11 protein-coding genes are annotated in these 19,490 nt (G+C 70.8%); 4 read left to right on the plus strand and 7 right to left on the minus strand.

What is annotated here, in order from left to right:
- Both ACZ6CL_RS41120 and ACZ6CL_RS41125 read right to left on the minus strand, forming a co-directional pair.
- Nucleotides 1-6,449, minus strand: a 6,449-nt coding sequence (locus tag ACZ6CL_RS41120; protein ID WP_468946245.1) for a type I polyketide synthase, incomplete at its 3' end; no start/stop codon positions are given.
- Nucleotides 6,450-6,496: 47 nt separating this feature from the next.
- Nucleotides 6,497-7,066 carry a hypothetical protein gene (locus ACZ6CL_RS41125; RefSeq protein ID WP_468946247.1) on the minus strand — a complete coding sequence of 190 codons (570 nt, stop codon included), beginning with the start codon at nucleotides 7,064-7,066 and terminating at the stop codon, nucleotides 6,497-6,499.
- Between the two features lie 227 nt (nucleotides 7,067-7,293).
- Here ACZ6CL_RS41125 and ACZ6CL_RS41130 point away from each other — a divergent pair, with 227 nt between their 5' ends.
- A complete protein-coding gene (locus ACZ6CL_RS41130) occupies nucleotides 7,294-8,676 on the plus strand; it encodes a M28 family metallopeptidase (protein WP_468946250.1) in 1,383 nt (460 codons plus the stop codon).
- An 80-nt stretch (nucleotides 8,677-8,756) separates the two neighbouring features.
- Here the strand turns inward: ACZ6CL_RS41130 and ACZ6CL_RS41135 are convergent, their stop codons facing one another.
- Entirely contained in the window at nucleotides 8,757-10,769 is a 2,013-nt protein-coding gene (locus ACZ6CL_RS41135; protein WP_468946253.1) for a M6 family metalloprotease domain-containing protein, read from the minus strand.
- A gap of 289 nt (nucleotides 10,770-11,058) precedes the next feature.
- Here ACZ6CL_RS41135 and ACZ6CL_RS41140 point away from each other — a divergent pair, with 289 nt between their 5' ends.
- Nucleotides 11,059-12,690, plus strand: coding sequence for an AMP-binding protein (locus ACZ6CL_RS41140; RefSeq protein ID WP_468946255.1), 1,632 nt, complete (start codon nucleotides 11,059-11,061; stop codon nucleotides 12,688-12,690).
- Between the two features lie 106 nt (nucleotides 12,691-12,796).
- Here the strand turns inward: ACZ6CL_RS41140 and ACZ6CL_RS41145 are convergent, their stop codons facing one another.
- Nucleotides 12,797-13,165, minus strand: a complete 369-nt coding sequence (locus ACZ6CL_RS41145) for an arsenate reductase family protein (RefSeq protein ID WP_468946256.1) — start codon at nucleotides 13,163-13,165, stop codon at nucleotides 12,797-12,799.
- Nucleotides 13,166-13,301: 136 nt separating this feature from the next.
- Here ACZ6CL_RS41145 and ACZ6CL_RS41150 point away from each other — a divergent pair, with 136 nt between their 5' ends.
- A complete protein-coding gene (locus ACZ6CL_RS41150) occupies nucleotides 13,302-13,586 on the plus strand; it encodes a hypothetical protein (protein WP_468946259.1) in 285 nt (94 codons plus the stop codon).
- Between the two features lie 77 nt (nucleotides 13,587-13,663).
- Here ACZ6CL_RS41150 and ACZ6CL_RS41155 read toward each other — a convergent pair whose 3' ends face one another.
- Both ACZ6CL_RS41155 and ACZ6CL_RS41160 read right to left on the minus strand, forming a co-directional pair.
- Nucleotides 13,664-14,998 (minus strand): MFS transporter, encoded by a 1,335-nt coding sequence (locus ACZ6CL_RS41155; protein WP_468946261.1) that lies wholly within the window; start codon nucleotides 14,996-14,998, stop codon nucleotides 13,664-13,666.
- A gap of 2 nt (nucleotides 14,999-15,000) precedes the next feature.
- Nucleotides 15,001-15,999, minus strand: a complete 999-nt coding sequence (locus ACZ6CL_RS41160; protein WP_468946263.1) for a 2-hydroxyacid dehydrogenase — start codon at nucleotides 15,997-15,999, stop codon at nucleotides 15,001-15,003.
- Between the two features lie 129 nt (nucleotides 16,000-16,128).
- Between ACZ6CL_RS41160 and ACZ6CL_RS41165 the strand changes: the two genes are divergently transcribed.
- Nucleotides 16,129-17,016, plus strand: a complete 888-nt coding sequence (locus ACZ6CL_RS41165) for a dihydrodipicolinate synthase family protein (protein ID WP_468946265.1) — start codon at nucleotides 16,129-16,131, stop codon at nucleotides 17,014-17,016.
- Between the two features lie 50 nt (nucleotides 17,017-17,066).
- Here the strand turns inward: ACZ6CL_RS41165 and ACZ6CL_RS41170 are convergent.
- The coding region (locus tag ACZ6CL_RS41170; protein WP_468946268.1) for a SpoIIE family protein phosphatase at nucleotides 17,067-19,490 on the minus strand (2,424 nt) is incomplete at its 5' end.

Below are 19,490 nucleotides of genomic sequence, written 5' to 3' on the forward strand. Positions count from 1 at the left end.
AGGGCGCAGACCTCGTCGAAGGCTTCGGCGAAGACGGGGAAGCGGTCGTACAGCGCCGAGCCCATGCCGGGGCGTTGGCTGCCCTGTCCGCTGAACAGGAACACCGTCTGACCTGGCACGGTGAGGGAGTCCTCGGAGTGCGTCACCCCGGGATGTGGTGCGCCGGTCGCCAGGGCCTGCAAGCCCGCTGCCAGCTCCTCGCGGTTTTCGCCGATGATGACGGCTCGGTGGTCGAAGAGCGAGCGGGTCTTCAGCAGTGACCAGCCGACCTCCACCGGTGATACGTCAGCGTCGGCGGTCACCCGGTCGAGCAGGGCGCCCGCCTGGCCGCGCAGCGCCTCCGTACTCCGTGCCGACACCACCCATGGCACCACACCGCCCGCCTCGGCGACCGGCGGTGCGGAATCCGTCGAATCCGGGCCCTGCTCCACGATCACGTGGGCGTTGGTGCCGCTGATGCCGAACGAAGACACGCCTGCCCGGCGTGGATGCTCACCCCGGGCCCACGCGACGGGCTCGGTCAGCAGCCGTACCTCACCAGCCGCCCAGTCCACGTTCGAACTCGGCTCGTCGATGTGCAGCGAGGCGGGCAGCAGCTCATGCCGCATCGCCATCACCATCTTGATGACGCCGGCCGCACCGGCGGCGGCCTGGGTGTGGCCGATGTTGGATTTGATGGAGCCGAGCCACAGCGGCCGATCGTGCGGCCGGTCCTGTCCGTAGGTGGCCAGCAGCGCCTGGGCCTCGATCGGGTCGCCGAGGGTGGTCCCCGTCCCATGCCCCTCCACCACATCGACCTCGGCGGGCGAGAGACGGGCGTTGGCGAGCGCCTGGCCGATGACTCGCTGCTGGGAGGGCCCGTTCGGCGCCGTCAGACCGTTGCTGGTGCCGTCCTGGTTGACTGCTGAGCCCCGTACGAGCGCCAGCACGCGGTGGCCGTTGCGCCGGGCGTCCGACAGCCGCTCCAGCAGCAGTAGTCCGGCTCCTTCACCCCAGCCCGTGCCGTCGGCCGCCGCGGCGAAGGGCTTGCAGCGCCCGTCGACCGCCAGACCGCGCTGGCGGGAGAACTCGATGAAGGTGGTCGGGGTGGCCATCACGGTGACCCCGCCCGCCAGGGCGAGGGTGCATTCGCCCTGCCGTAGCGCCTGTGCCGCCAGATGCATCGCGACCAGCGAGGATGAGCACGCCGTGTCCACCGTCACCGCCGGTCCCTCCAGACCGAAGGTGTACGCCACCCGCCCGGACATCACGCTCGGAGTGCCACCCGCCAGGAGATAGCCCTCGACCTCGTGGGCCGACGAACTTCCGCCCGCGCCATAGCCCTGATAGGTGCCGCCCGCGAAGACGCCGGTGTTGCTGCCGCTGAGCGTGTCCCGGTCGAGTCCGGCGCTTTCGAAGGTCTCCCACGCGGTTTCGAGGAGCAGCCGCTGCTGGGGGTCCATGGCGAGCGCTTCGCGCGGGCTGATGCCGAAGAACGCCGCGTCGAACGCGGCCGCGTCGTACAGGAAACCGCCCTCGCGCGCATAGCTGGTGCCCAGACGCTCCGGGTCGGGGTCGAAGAGCGTGTCCAGGTCCCAGTGCCGGTCGGTGGGCATCGCCGCGACGGCGTCCCGGCCTTCCGCGACCAGCTTCCACAGCTCCTCCGGGGAGCGCACCCCACCGGGATAGCGGCAAGCCATGCCGATGATCGCGATGGGCTCGTCATCGGCGGCCACGGCGGACACATGGGTGCTGACAGCGGCCTGCTGACCGGTGAGTTCGGCGTGCAGATAGGTGGCGAGGGCGCTCGGCGTGGGATGGTCGAAGACGAGGGCGGGGGCGAGTTCCAGACCGGTGGTGGCGGCGAGCTGATTGCGCAGTTCGACGGCGGTGAGCGAGTCGAAGCCGAGTTCCTGGAACGGCTGCGTGGCCGGTACCGCGTCGAGGCCGGGATGGCCGAGGATGGCGGCGGCAAGGGTCTGAATGTGGCGCACCAGGAGCGGCTGCTGCTGGTCCGCCGTGGCGGCGGCGAGCTGCTGCCGCAGCGCAGTGGCCGCGGCGGCGGGTGCCGTGGGGGCGGTGACCTCCTTGACGGGCGCCAGCACGGGGGTGAGGAACGGGCTGGGGCGCTGCGCCGTGAAGGCGCTGCCGAACCTCTCCCAGTCGACATCCGCCACCGTGATGGTGGTGTCGTCGTGCGTCAGGGCGTGGTGCAGGGACGTGATGGCGAGATCGGTGGTCAGCGGGGAGAGGCCGCGCCGCCTGAGATGGGAGAGCGTGTTCTCGTCGGCGGCCATGCCCGCCTCGCTCCACGGGCCCCAGGCGATGCTGGTGGCGGGCAGCCCTTGGACCCGGCGGTGTTCGGCGAGGGCGTCGAGGTACGCGTTCGCCGCCGCGTACGCGGCTTGCTGCCCGCTGCCCCAGGTCGCGGCGTTCGACGAGAAGAGCACGAAGGCGTCGAGGTCGAGGCCCCGGGTGATCTCATGCAGATGAGTGGCGGCCAGCGCCTTGGAGTGCAGTACGTACTGCAGCCGTTCGGGAGCCAGCTCGGCGATCGGACCGAGGTCCATGGTTCCGGCGGTGTGGATGACGGTGGTCAGGGGGCGTTCGGCGGGAATGTAGTCGATGAGGTGCTGCAGCGCGGCGCGGTTCGAGACATCGCACGCGGTGATGGTGACCGAGGCCCCCAAGGCGGAGAGTTCTTCGCTGAGCTGGGCGGCCCCGGGCGCCTCGGGTCCGGACCGGCTGATGAGGTGGAGACGTGGCGCGCCGTTGCGGGCGAGCCAGCGCGCGATGTGGGCGCCGAGCCCGCCGGTGCCGCCGGTGATGAGTGTCGTACCGGTCGGCCGCCAGGGAACGGGGTTCGCGGACGCTGCGGGAGTGGCGTGGCTGAGGCGGCGGGCGTAGGTGCCGGTGGTGCGGATCGCGGCCTGGTCCTCGGGTTGCCCGGGGACCAGCAGGGCGGCCAGCCGGGCGGCGGTGTGGTGGGTGACGGTGGTGGGCAGATCGATGAGCCCACCCCACCGTTGCGGGTGTTCAAGGGCGGCGACCCGGCCGAGCCCCCAGACCAGGGCCTGGCCCGGATGGGGGAGTAGATCCGTACGGCTGGTGGCGACCGCGCCCTGTGTGAGGCACCACAGCGGAGCGGTGACACCGGCGTCGCCGAGGGCCTGGAGCAAAGTGACGGTGCCGAGGAGCCCGGCAGGGACGGCGGAGTGTTCGGAGTGCGCCGTGGAGTCGAGGGCGAGCAGGCTGAGCACACCCGCGATCGGGGCATCCTCGACCAGCCGGGCCAGCCGCTCGGTGAGGGCGTCACGGCGCGGGTCCTCCGCAGGGAGCACCTGGACGGACGCGGTGGCACCGTGCGCCTGAAGCGCCTGGACGACGGTTTGGACCGTGGCGTGGTCCTCCTGGCCGACGGGAATGACCACCAGCCACGTACCGCTCAGGGACGCCGTGGTGGAGTCGGGCAACTTCTGCCAGGCGGCCCGGTAGCGCCAGGAGTTGATGATGGCCTGCTCGCGGTGCTGGCGCCGCCACGCCGACAGGACGGGGAGCGCGGGCAGCAGTGCGTCGATGCCGGGGCTGTCCTTCTCCAGCCGCAGTGTGCTGGTGAGGGCATCGACGTCCAGCTCTTCGATGGCATGCCACAGCTGCGCCTCGGCCGGGTCCGCCCCCGCACTGGCACCGCTGACACGGGCATCGGGGCGGGCGAGCCAGAAGCGCTGGTGCTGGAAGGCGTACGTGGGCAGGGCTACCGTGCGCGGCGCGGGGTCGGCCGGGAACCAGTCGGTCCAGTCCGCGTCGGTGGTGGAGGTGTGGAGCCGTGCGAGGGCGTGGCCGAAGGCGCGTACGTCGGGTTGTTTGCGGGTGAGTGTGGCCGTCACCAGCGGGCTGGGCTGGTTGGTGTCGGTGGTGGTGTGGGCGAGGGTGTGTTGTGTCGCGGTGGCGAGGACCGGGTCCGGGCCCAGTTCGAGGAAGGCTCCTGTTTCGGGGGCGATGCGGGTGATGGCGGGGTGGAAGCGGACGGGTTGGCGGATGTGTTCGGCCCAGTAGCCGGGGGTGGCGATGTGTTCGTCCGCGATGTCGCCGGTGAGGTTGCTCAGTACGGGGAGGGTGGGTTGGTGGTAGGTCAGGTCTGCGATGGCCTGGGTGAAGGGTTCCAGGATGGGGTCCATCAGCGGGGAGTGGAAGGCGTGGCTGACGGTCAGGGTCTTCGCTTTGCGGCCCTTGGTGGCCCAGGCGTCGCTGATGCCGGCGACCTGTTCGGCGGGTCCGGAGATGACCGTGTTGCCGGGGGTGTTGAGGGCGGCGATGGTGACCTGTCCGCCGTGCTCGGCAAGGTCCTCGGTTAGCTCGTCGGGGGTGGCGGCGATGGTGGCCATGCCGCCGCCTTCCGGGAGCCCGCCCATGAGGGTGGCACGGGCGGCCACCAGTCGGCAGGCGTCCGGCAGATCGAAGACACCGGCCACATGAGCGGCGGCGACCTCGCCGATCGAGTGGCCGATCACCACATCAGGGCGCAGTCCCAGCGAGTCCAGCAACCGGGCCAGGGCGATGTGCAGCGCGAACAGCCCTGCCTGGGCGTAGGTCGTGTGGTCCAGCACCCGCGCGTGTTGCTGACTGAACACGACATCGCGTAGCGGGTGTTCCAGATGCGGGTCCAGGAGGCCGCAGACCTCGTCGAACGCCGCGGCGAACACCGGAAAGCGGTCGTACAGCCCGGCGCCCATCCCCACGCGCTGGCTGCCCTGCCCGCTGAACAAGAACACCGTCTGACCCGAGACGCTCGTGGCGCCTGTGGGATGTACGACGGCCAGGTGCGGTGCGCCGGTCGCCAGGGCCTGCAAGCCCGCCGCCAGTTCCTCGCGGCTGTCCCCGACGACGACGGCTCGGTGGTCGAAGAGCGAGCGGGTCTTCAGCAGTGACCAGCCGACCTCCACCGGTGATACGTCATCGTCGGCGGTCACCCGGTCGAGCAGGGCGCTCGCCTGCCCGCGCAGCGCCTCCGTACTCCGTGCCGACACCACCCACGGCACGACCCCGCCCGTCCCGGCGACCGGCGGTGCGGCCTCCGCCGCGTCCGGGGCCTGCTCCAGGATCAGATGCGCGTTCGTCCCCGAGATGCCGAACGACGACACACCTGCCCGGCGTGGATGCTCGCCCCGAGCCCACTCCGTCGCCTCGGTCAGCAGCCGCACCTCACCAGCCGTCCAGTCCACATGCGGGGTCGGCTCGTCGATGTGCAGCGACGCGGGCAGGAGCCCGTGGCGCATCGCCATCACCATCTTGATCACACCCGCGGCACCCGCCGCCATCTGTGTGTGGCCGATGTTGGACTTGATGGAGCCGAGCCACAGCGGTCGGCCCTCCGGCCGGTCCTGTCCGTAGGTGGCCAGCAGGGCCTGCGCCTCGATCGGGTCGCCGAGGGTGGTCCCGGTGCCGTGCGCCTCGACCGCGTCCACCTCGGACGGCGTGAGGCGGGCGTTGGCGAGGGCCTGCCGGATGACCCGCTGCTGCGACGGTCCGTTCGGCGCCGTCAGGCCGTTCGACGCACCATCCTGATTCACCGCCGTGCCCCGTACGAGTGCCAGCACCCGGTGGCCGTTGCGACGCGCGTCCGACAGCCGCTCCAGCAGCAGGACACCGACGCCCTCGGACATGGTCATACCGTCGCTGTTCGAGGAGAACGCCTTGGACCTGCCGTCCGGTGCGAGTCCCCGCAGCTCGCTGAAGCCGATGAGACCGGCCGTCGAGGACATCACGGCGACCCCGCCCGCCAGCGCCATATCGCATTCGCCCTGCCGGATCGCCTGGCAGGCGAGATGCAGGGCGACCAGCGATGACGAGCACGCGGTGTCCACCGTCACCGCGGCCCCCTCCAGGCCCAGGGTGTACGCGACCCGGCCGGACACCACGCTCGCGGAGTTGCCGATGGTGAAGTACCCGGCGGAGCCTTCGGGGACCTGGGAGGCGTCCGTGCAGTAGTCGAGGTGGTCGCAGCCGATGAAGGTGCCGGTGAGGCTCCCCCGCAGCGATTCCGGATCGATGCCCGCGTGCTCGACGGCCTCCCACGACGCCTCCAGGGCGAGCCGCTGCTGCGGTGCCATGCCCAGGGCCTCGCGCGGGCTGATGCCGAAGAACGCGGCGTCGAATCCCGCGGGGTCGTCCAGGAATCCGCCCTCGCGGCAGTAGCTGGTGCCCGGGTGCTCCGGGTCGGGATGGAAGAGGCCGTCCAGATCCCAGTCGCGGTCCGTGGGCAGTTCCGTGATGGCGTCCCGCTCGGTGGCGACCAGCTGCCACAGCTCGTCCGGGGAGCGCACTCCGCCCGGGAAACGGCACGACATGCCCACGATGGCGACCGGTTCGTGTCCGGCCGACTCGACATCCTTCAGACGGCGCTGTGTCTGACGCAGGTCCGTCGTCACACGCTTCAGATAGTCGAGAAGCTTCTCTTCATTGTTCGCCATTGTCGGCGCACCCACTTCCCTCGGCGAAAACCCGCGACCTCGAACCGCTATCGGCGACGGCAGTCGTAACTGCCCCGCAAGGTTGTTCCGTCGGAGAAGGTGAAGCTGGTGGCGTCCTTGAAATGTCCCGGACCGAGCACCTGATAATCGTCCACCACGTCCATGTCCACGCCTTCGGTCTTTCCGGTGGCGCTGGGCGTGACCACCTGGCTGAGCGGCCCCTTGAACACCAGGTGGCCGTTCCGCCAGCCGGGCGAGGAGTAATGCGCGGAGGACCCCCAGTTGTCGTGGTACTGGACGATGAACTTTCCGTCCACGGGATCCCAGCCGAACGACGACCGGCCGACCAGATGGCCGGGTTCCATGGTCGCGTCGGTGTAGTAGTAATGCCCGCCCATGACCCGCTTCGTGGTCAGGCGCATTACCGCGTCCTTACTGCCCGGTGGGGGTGTGTAGTCGCATGTGTAGGACCCGAGGAGGAAGTCCAGCGCGCGCATCTGGGGCGGTGCGGGCAGCGGGTTCGCGGGACGCGACGGCTCGTCGCCCGCGTCGGGCACGGCGCTCACCGGAGTGACGGCGAACGCCACGAGACCCACGGCGACAAGGCCTGTGTGCACTGCCTTCCGGGTACGCATACGCAACTCCCATCGGTCATCGGGTTGATTGGGCGCTGACCTGCGGCTGCGCCACCTGGCAAGCCCTGGAGCGGATACGGCGACCATCATTTGCGCCGTCGCTAAAGGTGCTCTAACGCGTGGCTTGGCGCCGCGCCTCATTAGCCCAGCTTTAGAGCGGCCGCTGAGCATGAAGCCGGACGTCGGGACGAAGGAGGACGAGGATGGCGATGAGCGGCTGGCCGGCGCTGGAAAAGTACGTCGATCGGGCACCCACCTCGAAGGAGATGATGGGCTGGATCGAATTGATCGTCAGCCACGGCATTCGCCGGGCGGGCTATTCCGCCGACAGCTGGACCGAGGAGTGGGCCGCCGAACAGTTCCGGGAAACGGGGCTGGAGGACGTGCGGCTGGAGCCGCTGGACACGCCGGTGTGGCGGCCGCGGTCCGCCGCCTTCGAGATCTGGCCCGCCGACCGTCCCGGGGAGGTCACCCGCTTCGCCGGACTCGCCCTGCCGTACACCACCCCCACCGAGGGCACCGAAGGGCGGCTGGTGCGGATGGAGGACGGGGAAGTGGGCGGTGGCATCGCCGTCCAGGAGATCGGCTTCACCCAGCTGCCGCAGACGGAGGTGCAGGCCCGGGCCACCGATGCCTACGATCCCGAGGGCGTCTTCCCCGACCTGGTCCAGACCGTGCCGTTCGACCTTCCGCATGTGCTGGACTTCGACATCGCCATCAAGGACGGGGCGACCGCCTACGTCGGGCTGCTCACCGGTGTGCCCTGGGAGACCAGCGACTTCTACTGGCCCTATGACGCCGAGCCGCGCTCGATCCCCGGTATCTGGCTGAGTGCCAGCGACGGTGAACGGGTCCGTGAACTGATGGCTTCCGGTGCGTGCGAGGGCCGGATCATCTCCGATGCCACCCTCACCGAGGAGACCACCCACAATGTGGTGGGCACCCTGCCCGGCGCCTCGGACCACTGGGTGATCATCGGGTCACACCACGACGGACCGTGGGCCTCGGCGGTGGAGGACGCGTCGGGGGTGGCGCTCGTCTTGGCGCAGGCCAGGTTCTGGGCGTCGGTGCCGGGGGAGCTGCGCCCGCACAACATGCTGTTCCTGCTGACGTCGGGCCATATGGCCGGGGCCGCGGGCACTCAGGCGTTCATCGCGGCGCATCCGGAGCTGTTCCCGCAGGTCGTCCTCGAAATGCATCTGGAACACGCGGCGCGCCAAGCCGTCGTGGTCGACGGCGAGGTCGTGCCCACCGACGATCCCGAGGTGCGCTGGTGGTTCACCACACAGGCGCCCGCGCTGGAGCGGCTGGTGGCGGATTCGATCGCGGCCGAGGATCTGCGCCGCTCGTGGATCCTGTCGCCGACCGCCTTCGCGCCGAACCCGGCCACTGACGGCGCGTACTTCTACTACACGGGTGTGCCGCTGGTGCAGCTGATCACCACGCCGATGTACATCTTCGACCCGAGGGACACCCCCGACAAGGTGGACCAGCAGAGCCTGGTGCCGCTCACCATGGGCGCGGCGCGGATCATCGCGGGAACGCGGGGCTGTGAGCCGGACACCCTGCGGGTTCCGATCGAGTCCACCTGACGGCAGACGGCAGACGGCAGACGGTACGCACGGGAGCGGCCCGCCGGTCTCCCCGGCGGGCCGCCCTCATGGTTTCGTCATCAGCGTGTGCGCAGCGCGCACGTGGCCTTGGCCGTCTTGCGCGGGTCGCTCTCGGAGCGGGCGGTGAGGACGACCTTGCCGTGCCGGTCGGCCCCGCCCTTCGCGGTCACGGCCACGCCCACGTCGACCGAGGTTCCGGCCTTTGCGGTGGCGAGTTGGTTGGGCAGCCACGCGGACCAGCCCCGGCCGGTGGCCGTGGCCGACAGCCGGTAGACGTCCGAGTCCAGACGGGCCCCGGCGGTTCCGGCGCGGCCGGTGTTGGCGAGGTCGAAGACGCATGTGGCGCGGCCCTTCGAGGGGTGGCCCTTCGCCACGCCACGGTCCAGGTCGACGCCACGCCGCTGTGGTCCGGAGCCGTCCAGGGACCGGACGGCGATGGTGTACGAGAGCACACCGGACCGGTCGCGCTTCAGGTCGAGGACGTAGAAGTGCAGCCGGTTGGCCTTGTCGATGTACTCGTACTGGCTGCCGGAGTCGGCCCCGGCGTGGAAGAGCGCGTCGCTGAGCTGCCGGTAGTCGCCCATGGTGATCTTCTGCGTGGTGCCGTCGGGGCGTTGGAAGTCCACCATGTCGATGTCCTCGGGGTGGGCGTCGATCACCCAGGCGAACGGGGCCTGATCCTTGTTCTTCGTCTTGCTGATCAGCACGCCGTTGTCCGGGGTGAACGAGTCCATGCCCATGCGGTCCACGACCTCGACGGTGTAGTTGTCGTAGCCACCGCCGTCGCACAGCGGGTCGGTCTTCCGGTCGCAGGACGGCGAGAGGTCGCTGCCCAGGGTGATGTTGACGCCCGCGAGCCCCTTCTCGCCCGGTGGCGCGGAGCGTGCCGTGACCCGGGCGACGGCGAGTCCGGAGTCCTTCAGCGCGTCCCGGTCCAGACGCAGGACGTTCTTCTCGTCCACGATGCCCAGCTTCAGCTTGTCGCGCAGCACATGCTGGGCGCCCATCGAGCCGCCGGCGGTGGCGGGTATCTGCCACCGGGTGTGCGGGCCGCCGGGGCCGTTGAACGAGCCGCGGGAGAGCATGCCCCAGATGCCGGTGTAGGAGCGGCTGAGGGGAGTGCCGTAGGGGTTGTTGTAGTTGTCGCCTATGCCCAGGATGTGGCTGAGTTCATGGGCGTACACGGCCATGCCGGAGCTTTCGGTCTGGAGCGAGGAGCCGTCCGTCGCGTTGGGCCAGATACGGGCCGCGGCCTGCCACGACGTCCACGGTACGTAGCGTGTCGCCGCCGCGTTGCTCCCGGTCGCGATGGGGGCCGGCGGGCCCCAAATGGCCGGTACGTCCTGCCGGTCGGCGAACTTCATCTGCCCGAACTCCTGCCAGGTGGACGACTCGTCCTGCCCGGCAGCGAGGTAGAAGACGAAGTCGAACTTCCCGGTCTCCTCGGCGCCCGCGTCGGCGGTCCAGGCCGCCTTCGCGTCGGCCCGGATGTCCTTGCCACAGGTGTCCCCGGCCGGGCAGGCGCCCGGGTTCATCGAGTCCTCCACCCCGTACTGGTAGGACTTCGACGGCATGCGGTACACACCGAAGGCCGTCAGGTCGACGCCGATGCGGCCACCGGAGTCCTCCATCCAGTACTCGTTGATGGTGTGGCCGTTGTTGAGCGCACCGGGCTTGTTGAGGAAGTCCTCGTAGAACTGGGGCAGGCGGTCGCGCGGTATCCCGGAGGCGGACGGCTGCGGGTTGCCGAACAGCGTCGATCCCGCGGGCTGGCTGACCGTGAACTCCTCGTCCGGGTAGTCGAGGAGCACCAGCGCGCCCTTGAAGGTGCGCTGGGTGGGCTCGACACCGGGGTCGGCCCAGCGGGTGCCGGGGACCGCGCGGTAGTCGGCCCACGTCATGTCGTCGGGGTTGCGCCAGCGCTGCGGGTCGATCGGCTCGACGAGGGACGGCCGCGCGCTCGGCGTACGGTCGGCAGTGGCCCCCGCGGGCTGGGCCGCGACGGCGGCCAGGGCGGCGAGGAGCGTGGCGACGACCGTTAACCGGCGGACTCGTCTTCGGCGGAGGAACAAGGCTCACCTCTTGTCCGGGAGTTTTGCTCAGACATGACCAGCCGTGCGAGGTATGACTACCGCTGTAACGGTAGGCCGGGGTCCGGGGTGACGCCAGAGTGCCGTGGCGGCGTCCGCGTGGGAAACCGGCGTGCTCACACTGCGCAGATGAGCCGCTGACGAGCCGGAATCCCACCGCACACGGCTGCGGAGCCACACCGAAAAGCGCGATAGCGTGTACAGGCCAACGGGAAGGCTGCCGCCGCCTCCTGTATGGCGCGACGTGTGGAAACCAGTCCAAGGAGCCCTCTTGACCAGCCCAGAACAGCGCATGGCTGACCTGCTCAAGACCTTCGGTGAGCCAGCGGCGTGCACCGCGTACCTGCTGTGCGACCGGCATCCGGCCGACGCCGTGGCGTTCACCGTGGTGAGCAAGGAACTGACCAGCCATGACATGACGTTCGGCGAGCTCCGCGACCGCTCGTCGCGCATGGCGAGTGCCCTGGCCGCCCAGGGTGTCGGGGCCGGTGACCGGGTCGCCACCCTGATGGGCAAGTCCGCCGAACTGCTCATCGTGTCCCTCGCCATCTGGCGGCTCGGGGCCGTCCAGGTGCCGCTGTTCACCGCGTTCGCGCCGCCTGCCATCGCGCTGCGCACCACCGGCAACGGCACCAAGGCTGTGATCACCGACGCCGACCAGCGCCCGAAGCTGAACCCGGAATCCGGTTTCCCCGGCGAGCGGCCCTGGCAGATCATCACGACCGGCCCGGCCACCGGCACCGACCTCGCCTTCGCCGAGCTGCTGGAGTCGCACGACCCGCAGCCCGATCCGGTGGCGGTGGGTGGCGACGCCACCATCGTGGAGCTGTTCACCTCCGGTACGGCGGGCTCCCCGAAGGCCGTGCCGATCCCGCTGAACGCCGTCGCGGGCTTCGCGATGTACCAGGAATTCGGCCTGGACCACCAGCCGACCGACGTGTTCTGGAACGCCGCCGACCCGGGATGGGCGTACGGCCTGTACTACGCCATCATCGGGCCGCTCGCCCTCGGCCGCCGCAGCCTGCTGTTCAGCAGCCTGTTCTCCGCCGAGGACACCTGGAACGTGCTCTCCCGCTACGGCGTCACCAACTTCACCGCCGGGCCCACCGTCTACCGCAAGCTGCGCGCCTCCGGTGGTGCCCCCGGCGACCTGCGGCTGCGCTGCTGCTCCGCGGCCGGTGAACCGCTGCCCACGGATGTCGTGGACTGGGCGCGGGAGACGCTCGGCGTCCCCGTACGCGACCACTACGGCCTGACCGAGACCGGCATGGTCATCACCCACGCCTGGCACCAGACGCTGCGCACCGACCTCAAGACCGGCTCCATGGGCCGTCCCATGCCCGGCTGGTCGGTGAGGATCCTGCGCGAGGACACCAACTCCGCCGAGGCGGCGACGGGTGTCCCCGGCCGGGTGGCGATCGATGTCGCGGGCAGCCCGCTGATGTGGTTCAAGGGCTACCTCGGCGCCCCGGAGCGCACGGCCGAGAAGTTCAGCCCCGACGGCCGGTGGTTCTACACCGGCGACACCGCCTCGCAGGACGAGGAGGGCGATCTGTTCTTCTCCGGGCGCGGTGACGACATCATCCTGATGGCGGGCTACCGCATCGGCCCCTTCGAGGTGGAGAGCGTGCTGCAGGAGCACGACGCCGTGGCGGAGGCCGCCGCGGTGGGCATCCCGCATGACGAGTACGGCGAGGTCATCGAGGCCTTCGTCGTCGTGCGCCCCGGAACCGCGCCGGGCGAGGCGCTCGCCACCGAGCTGCAGCAGCTCGTCCGCGACCGGTTCGCCAAGCACGCGTACCCGCGCCGGATCCACTTCGTGGATGAGCTGCCCAAGACCTCCAGCGGCAAGACGCAGCGGTTCCTGCTGCGTCCGCAGCCGACCACCGGCCGGGGCCGCTGAGCGGCGGACCCATAGCCTGAAAACCCCTAGTGGACCCACAGCCTTGGGCCCTGGTCCCCGTGTGCGGCACGGGGCCAGGGCCCAAGGGGTTTGTGGGGCACGGCCGTCACTCCGTGGAGCGTGACAGCGCGTCCCGCACCGCCTCCTCCGTACGGCCCACCACCGCGGAACCGTCGTCTGCGGTGATGATCGGCCGCTGGATCAGCTTGGGGTGTTCGGACAGCGCCGCGATCCAGCGGTCGCGCGCGCTCTCGTCGCGCGGCCAGTCCTTCAGCCCCAGCTCCTTCGCCACGGCTTCCTGCGTCCGGGTGATGTCCCACGGTTCGAGTCCGAGCCGGGCCAGTACGCCGCGGATCTCGTCCTGACTCGGTACGTCGTCGAGGTAGCGGCGGACGGTGTAACCGGCCCCCTCGGCGTCGAGCACACTGAGCGCGCTGCGGCACTTCGAGCACGCCGGATTGATCCAGATCTCCATGGCGCAACCGTACCGCGAGACCCCTCCCGCCACGCCCGTCGAATCCCGGTCACGTGGTGCCTGACCAGGGGCCTTTGTCAGTGCCCCATCGTAGAATGGAGGCATTGAAAGAGAGCGTGACGACCGTCCCAGGAGGATGCCGATGGCCGCTGCCGTAACCCCTCTTCCGGACCTGCCGAGCTTTACGACCCTGCCGAAGAAGCGCATGCCCGCCGGGCGTCCGCGCGAGTGGTACGAGACCCACAACCGCCGGCTGAAGGCCATGCGCCTGGCCATCGCCCTGCTCAACTCCGGTGTGTACCGCCCCGAGCAGGCGCGTAACCGCAAGATACGTGCCACCGCGGTCCGGATCGGTGTGCACCCGCCGTCCAACGCCACGTGCCGCATGGTGCGTTCGCTCCTCCAGGAGAACGAGCGCTGACCGATCCGGGTCCCCGCCGCGCCCTCTTCACCAGGGCGCGGCGGGGCTTCCCGTCCCCCCTCACTCCGGTTCCCCTCTCACTCCGCCATCTTCAGGCGCTCGACCTTCGGCAGCAGGAACGCGTAAGTGGCGGCGCCGAGCAGGGCCACGCACCCCGCCAGGGTCAGGGGCAGCATGAACGAGTGGGTGATGCCCTTGAGTACCCCGAGCAGCAGCGGGGAGAGGATTCCGGCGATGTTGGCCGCCGTGTTCTGGATCCCGGCGATCGAGCCGACGTGTGCGGCCGTCGGGGCCACGTCCGCGGGCAGCGCCCAGACGCTCGCCGCCGCGAAGGTGGAGCAGAAGTAGGAGACCGACAGCGCGGTCAGCGCCGTGCCGACACCCGGTGAGATGACCGCGAGCGCGATCACCGAGGTGCCCAGCAACCCGCCGACCAGCGGAATCTTCCGCGCCTTCGTCCGCTCGGTACCGCGCCGCACCAGCCAGTCGGAGAACAGGCCGCCGCTCCAGCCGCCCAGCATGGACGCGATGCCGGGAATCATGCCGAGGAACCCGAAGGACAGGGCGTCGAGGTGGTACTCGTCCACCAGATAGGTCGGGAACCAGGTGATGAAGAAGTACGCGACGAAGTTGACGCAGAAGAAGCCGAGCATCATCGCCCAGATCGTCCGGAAGCGGAACAGGTCCCGCCAGCCGATCCGGGCGCTTGCCGCGGCCTCCTCGGCCGTCTCCTTCTCCTGTCCCGACTCGATGTACTCCCGCTCCGCGGCGCCAAGGCTCCGGTGTTCCTTCGGGTCGCGGTAGTAGAGCCACCAGCCCAGCGCCCACAGCACACCGAGACCGCCCGCGATGGCGAACGCCCAGCGCCAGCCGAGCCCGGTGACCACCAGGGTGACCAGCGGAATGGACAGGGCGCCGCCGACCGCGTTGCCGTTGTTGAAGGTCGCCGAGGCGAAGCTGCGCTCGGAGGCCGGGAACCAGCGGGAGACCACCTTGGCGCTGGAGGGGAAGCTGGGGGCCTCGCCGAGGCCGAGCAGGGCGCGCAGCCCCACCAGTGACGCCACGCCGCGGGCCATGCCCATGGCCGCGGTGGCCAGCCCCCACCACAGGCTGGCGATCGCGAGCATGATGCGCGGGCCGACCTTGTCGGCGAGCCAGCCGCCGGGCATCTGCCCGAAGGCGTACGTCCAGAAGAACGCCGACAGCAGTAGTCCGCCGACCCCGTCGGACAGGCCAAGGTCATCGGTGATGTGCGGAAGCGCGACGCTGAGCGTGGCGCGGTCGATGTAGTTGATGGTGATGCCCGCGAACAGCAGCCCGAGGACGACGAAGCGGACCTTGCCGACGCGTCCCCCCGGTCTTGGCGGCGTGGCCGTGACGGGGGCCTCCACGGAGGTCTTGCCGAGAGCCATGGTCACACCCCCGCGGGCGGCCGGACGCCACCGCTTCCGCTGATGACACCGTTGACCACATTGCGCGGGGCCTCGCCCGACAGCACCCGGTCCACGCTCTCCACGAGCCGCGCCCGGATGGCGTGGTACGCCTCGACCGTCACCCCGGCCGTGTGCGGGGTGAGCAGCACATCGGACCGGCCGCGCAGCGGGGAGTCGGCGGGCAGCGGCTCCTCGGCGAACACATCGAGCGCGGCGCCCGCGAGCTGCCCGGAGTCCAGCGCCCTGACCAGCGCGTCCTCGTCCAGTACCCCGCCACGTCCGGCGTTGAGGACATAGCCGCCGCGCGGCATCCGGGACAGCAGGTCCTCCCCGACGACACCACGGGTGGCCTCGTTCAGCGGCATGTGCAGGGTCAGCACGTCGGAGCGGGCGGCGAGGTCGTCCAGGCTCACATAGGTACGGTCCGGCTCGGACGGCGCCGGGTCGTGCACCAGGACGTCGCTTCCGAACCCGTCGAGGCGGCGCGCGACGGCGCGGCCGATGCTGCCGAACCCGGCGATGCCCACCGTGAGCGCGGACAGATCACGTCCCCGAAGCCCCTCGGGCCCCCAGCCACCGCCCTCGATCTTCGCGTGACCGGCCGCGTAGCGGCGCAGGAGGGAGAGCAGGGCGCCCACGGTCCAGTCGGCCACGGCGTCGGTGTTGAAGCCGGGGAGGTTCGCGACCGGTATGGAGCGCTCGGCGGCGGCGAGGTGGTCGACGCCGTCGAAGCCGACGGCCACCGACTGCACGACGCGGCAGCGCCGCATCCCGTCGAGCAGCTCCGCGGAGATCCTGCGCTCCTTCTCCAGCGGGGCGAGCACGACGGTCGCATCCGCGAGCGCGTCCTGGTGGTCGTGCGGATCCTCGTCCGGCCCGATCTCGGTGATGCGCAGATCAGGGTGGCCGGGCAGCAGCCGACGCAGCTCGTCGGCGCCGAGATCGTTCAGGTGGTACAGGGTCACGAGATGTTCGGACATCACATGCGGCTCCTGGAGTGATGTTGTTGTGGGGCCCTGGGGGGTGGCATGAGTTTTCGCCACGGTTACGATCACTGTCAACGGTTAACCGAAAACGGATAACGGTTTTCCGAGTGAGGAGTCAGGCCCATGGACCGTCAGCGCACCGTCGTCACCGCGCTCACCACGCCGTTCACCCCGAATGGGGATCTCGACCTGGACGCGGCACGCGCCCAGTACGGCTTCGCCGCCCGCACCACCGGACAGCTGCTCGTGGCTGGAACCACCGGAGAGTTCCCCGCGCTGAGCGAGGGCGAACGGCTGCTGCTGGTCGAGACCGCCCTGCAGGAAGCGGGCGCCGACGGCGTGATCGCGCACATCGGCGCCGCCGACGCGCACACCGCCGTCCGGCTCACCCGGGCCGCCGTCGCGGCCGGTGTCCGCCGCATCGCCGCGCTCACCCCGTACTACCTGCCCGCGAGCGCCGACGAGCTGGAGACGTACTTCAGCCGCATCCGGCTCGCCGCCCCCGACGCCCAGCTGTACGCGTACCTCTTCCCCGAGCGCAGCGGGCTGACGGTCGGGCCGGTGGAGTTCGGCAAGCTGGCCGCCTCCTGCGGGCTGGCCGGGGTCAAGCTCAGCGGCACCCCCTCGACCGAGGTGGCCGCGTACCGCGCCGAACTCCCCGAGGAGTTCGAGGTCTACTCGGGCAACGACCAGCGGCTCGCCGACGTCCTGGCCGCCGGTGGAGCCGGGGTGGTCTCCGGCTGCTCGGCCGCCTTCCCCGAACCCTTCCTCGACCTGGCGGCGGCGCTGCGCGACGCCACCACCGACCCGGCCCGGCTCGCCGCCCTCCAGGACCGGGTGGACCGTACCGTCGGCCTGCTCGGCCCCAGCATCGGCCGGATCAAGCACGCCCAGACGGCCCGCAAACTGCCCGCCGGGACCTCCCGGATGACCGTGGGCGACCCGGACCGGACCACCGCCGCCGACATCGAGGCGCTGGCCCACGAGGTGACCGGCCACCCGGCTCCTTGAGCCGCCCGGTTCCCTTCGTGGCCTCGGCGGTCAGTTCGTGACCTCGGCGGTCAGTTCGCGGGCAGGGGCTGCTCCGCCCAGATGCACTTGCCCGTGGGGGTGAAGCGGGTGCCCCAGCGGTGGGAGAGCGCGGACACCAGCTGGAGGCCCCGCCCGCCCTCGTCGGTGTCGGAGGCGCGGCGGATCCGCGGCGTGGTGGGGCTTCCGTCCGACACCTCGCAGATCAGGCTGCGGCTGCGCAGCAGGCGCAGCCTGATGGGGCCCTTGGCATGCCGGACCACATTGCCCACCAGCTCGCTGACCAGCAGCTCGGTGGTCATGGCCAGGTCCTCCAGCTGCCACGCCCCGAGCTGGTCGCGCACATGGTGGCGGGCCTCCCCGGCGGCGATCGGCGCGTCCGGCAGCCGCCACGACGCGATGTTGTCCGTGGTCATCGAATGCGTCCGGGCCACCAGTAGCGCCGCGTCGTCCTGGGTGCGCGACTGCTCGGGCAGCAGGGCGGCGACGAGGGTGTCGCACAGCCGGTCGAGATGGCCGAGGACACGGCCGTCGCCGTCGTCCACCTCCGGACCGCCACCGGTGGCGCCCGTACGCGGCAGCAGGTCCGGCGTCCTGGCCAGCGCGTCGGCCAGGGTGCGGGAGAGGTACGCCATGCCGTGGTCGATGTCGCGCGTCGCCGACTCGATCAGCCCGTCCGTGCACAACACCAGGATGCTGTCCTCCGGCAGTTGCACCTCGATGGTCTCGAACGGCGGGGTCGCGGCGCCGAGCGGCGGATCGGGCGAGAAACCGGGGGAGTCCACCGTGCCGTCGGGGTGGATGATGGCGGGCGGCGGATGCCCCGCACACGCGAAGGCGCAGACGCTGGTGGTCGGATCGTAGATGGCGTACAGACACGTGGCGTAGAAGTCATCGCCGAGCGCACCCACGAGATCGTTGAGATGGGTCAGCAGCTCATCGGGCGGCAGCTCCAGATCGGCCAGCGTGTGCACGGCGGTGCGCAGCCGGCCCATGGTGGCCGCCTCGGACAGCCCATGCCCCATGACGTCGCCGATGACCAGCGCCACCCGCTCCCCGGACAGCGGAATCAGGTCGTACCAGTCGCCGCCCACCTCCATGCCCTCCCCGGCGGGCAGATACCGCGCGGCGGCCGTCACGGCGGGCAGCGCGGGCAGCGTACGGGGAAGCAGCCCGCGCTGCAGCTCCTGGGCGCGGGTGTGCTCGGCGTCGTACAGCCGGGCCCGCTCCAGCGCCTGGGCGACCAGCCCGCTGATCGCGGTCAGGAGCGTGCGTTCCTCCTCGCCGAAGTGGCGCGGCCGGTCGAAGGAGACGACGCAGTAACCGGCCCGGTGGTCGGAGGCCACCAGGGGGAGGAACGCCCAGGCCTTCTTCTCGCTCAGCGGCAGATAGCCGACCACCTCCGGGAAGCGCTTCGCGTAGTCCTCGGGCGAGGAGATGAAGAGCGGGCTGCGGGATCCGAGGACCTGGGTGACGGGCGAGTTGACGGGGGCGTACGGCGGCACGGGAACGTTGTCGAGGAAGCTCAGGAACGTGTCCGAGTAGCCGGTGGAACCCACCACCCGCAGCCGCTTGTCCTCGATGAGCTGGCAGATCAGCCCGGTCGCCCCGAACGGCGGCAGTACCCGGTCGGCCACCGCCTTCACCACGTCCCGCGTGGTCAGCGCCTCGGCGAAGGCACTGGTCAGCTCGGCGATCCGGGTGGCGCGCTCGGTGGCGGCGTGGGCGGCGGCCGAGCGCTCGGCGTCCAGCGCCCGGCGGTCGGTGACATCCGTGATGTGCACCGTCATCCCGTCGGGCACCGGGACCAGCCGGATGTGGTACCAGCGGTTGCTGCGCGGCCAGCGGGCATGGAAGTCGATGGGCGCCCTGGCCGCCGCCGCCCGCCGGAACCGGGGCTCCACGCCGATCGCCCGCGCTCGCGGAAGCTCCCACAGCACTTGGCCGCGCAGTTCGCCGGAGGCCCCGAGGAAACGCTCGGCCTCGACGTTGCCGAACGTGATCCGCCCGTCCTCGTCGACCACCAGGAACCCGTCGCCCATGTACTGGAGGGCGCGGCTGAAGGCGTCCCGCGAGCGGCGGGTCTCGGTGATGTCCCACAGCGTGCCGACCACCCGGTCCGGAGCACCGTCCGTCCGGGCGGCCACGGTCCCGCGGGCCTGCACCCAGCGGTACGCCCCGCCGGGCTGCCGCACCCGGTATTCGACGCTGTACTCGCTGCGGCCGCGCAGCGACTCGGCGCTGGACACCGCCTGTACCCAGGGCATGTCCTCGGGGTGGATGGCGCCCAGCCAGGTGTTGACCTGGCCGTCGAAGGTGCCGGGCGCGAACCCCAGCAGCGTCTGCGCCTGGTCGTCGCAGGTCAGGGTGGCGCCGCGGAGGTCCCACTCCCAGGCGCCGATCCGCGCCGTACGCAGCGCCTGCTGGAGCCAGGGGCCGGACCGGGGCTCCTCCGG

Source organism: Streptomyces sp. NPDC041200 (assembly GCF_055591805.1).

Coding starts and splice junctions, on each gene's coding strand:
- ACZ6CL_RS41155 (WP_468946261.1), bottom strand. CDS start 14,998: ATGGCTCTCGGCAAGACCTCCGTGGAGGCCCCCGTCACGGCCACGCCG.
- ACZ6CL_RS41130 (WP_468946250.1), top strand. CDS start 7,294: ATGAGCGGCTGGCCGGCGCTGGAAAAGTACGTCGATCGGGCACCCACC.
- ACZ6CL_RS41165 (WP_468946265.1), top strand. CDS start 16,129: ATGGACCGTCAGCGCACCGTCGTCACCGCGCTCACCACGCCGTTCACC.
- ACZ6CL_RS41160 (WP_468946263.1), bottom strand. CDS start 15,999: ATGTCCGAACATCTCGTGACCCTGTACCACCTGAACGATCTCGGCGCC.
- ACZ6CL_RS41150 (WP_468946259.1), top strand. CDS start 13,302: ATGCCGATGGCCGCTGCCGTAACCCCTCTTCCGGACCTGCCGAGCTTT.
- ACZ6CL_RS41145 (WP_468946256.1), bottom strand. CDS start 13,165: ATGGAGATCTGGATCAATCCGGCGTGCTCGAAGTGCCGCAGCGCGCTC.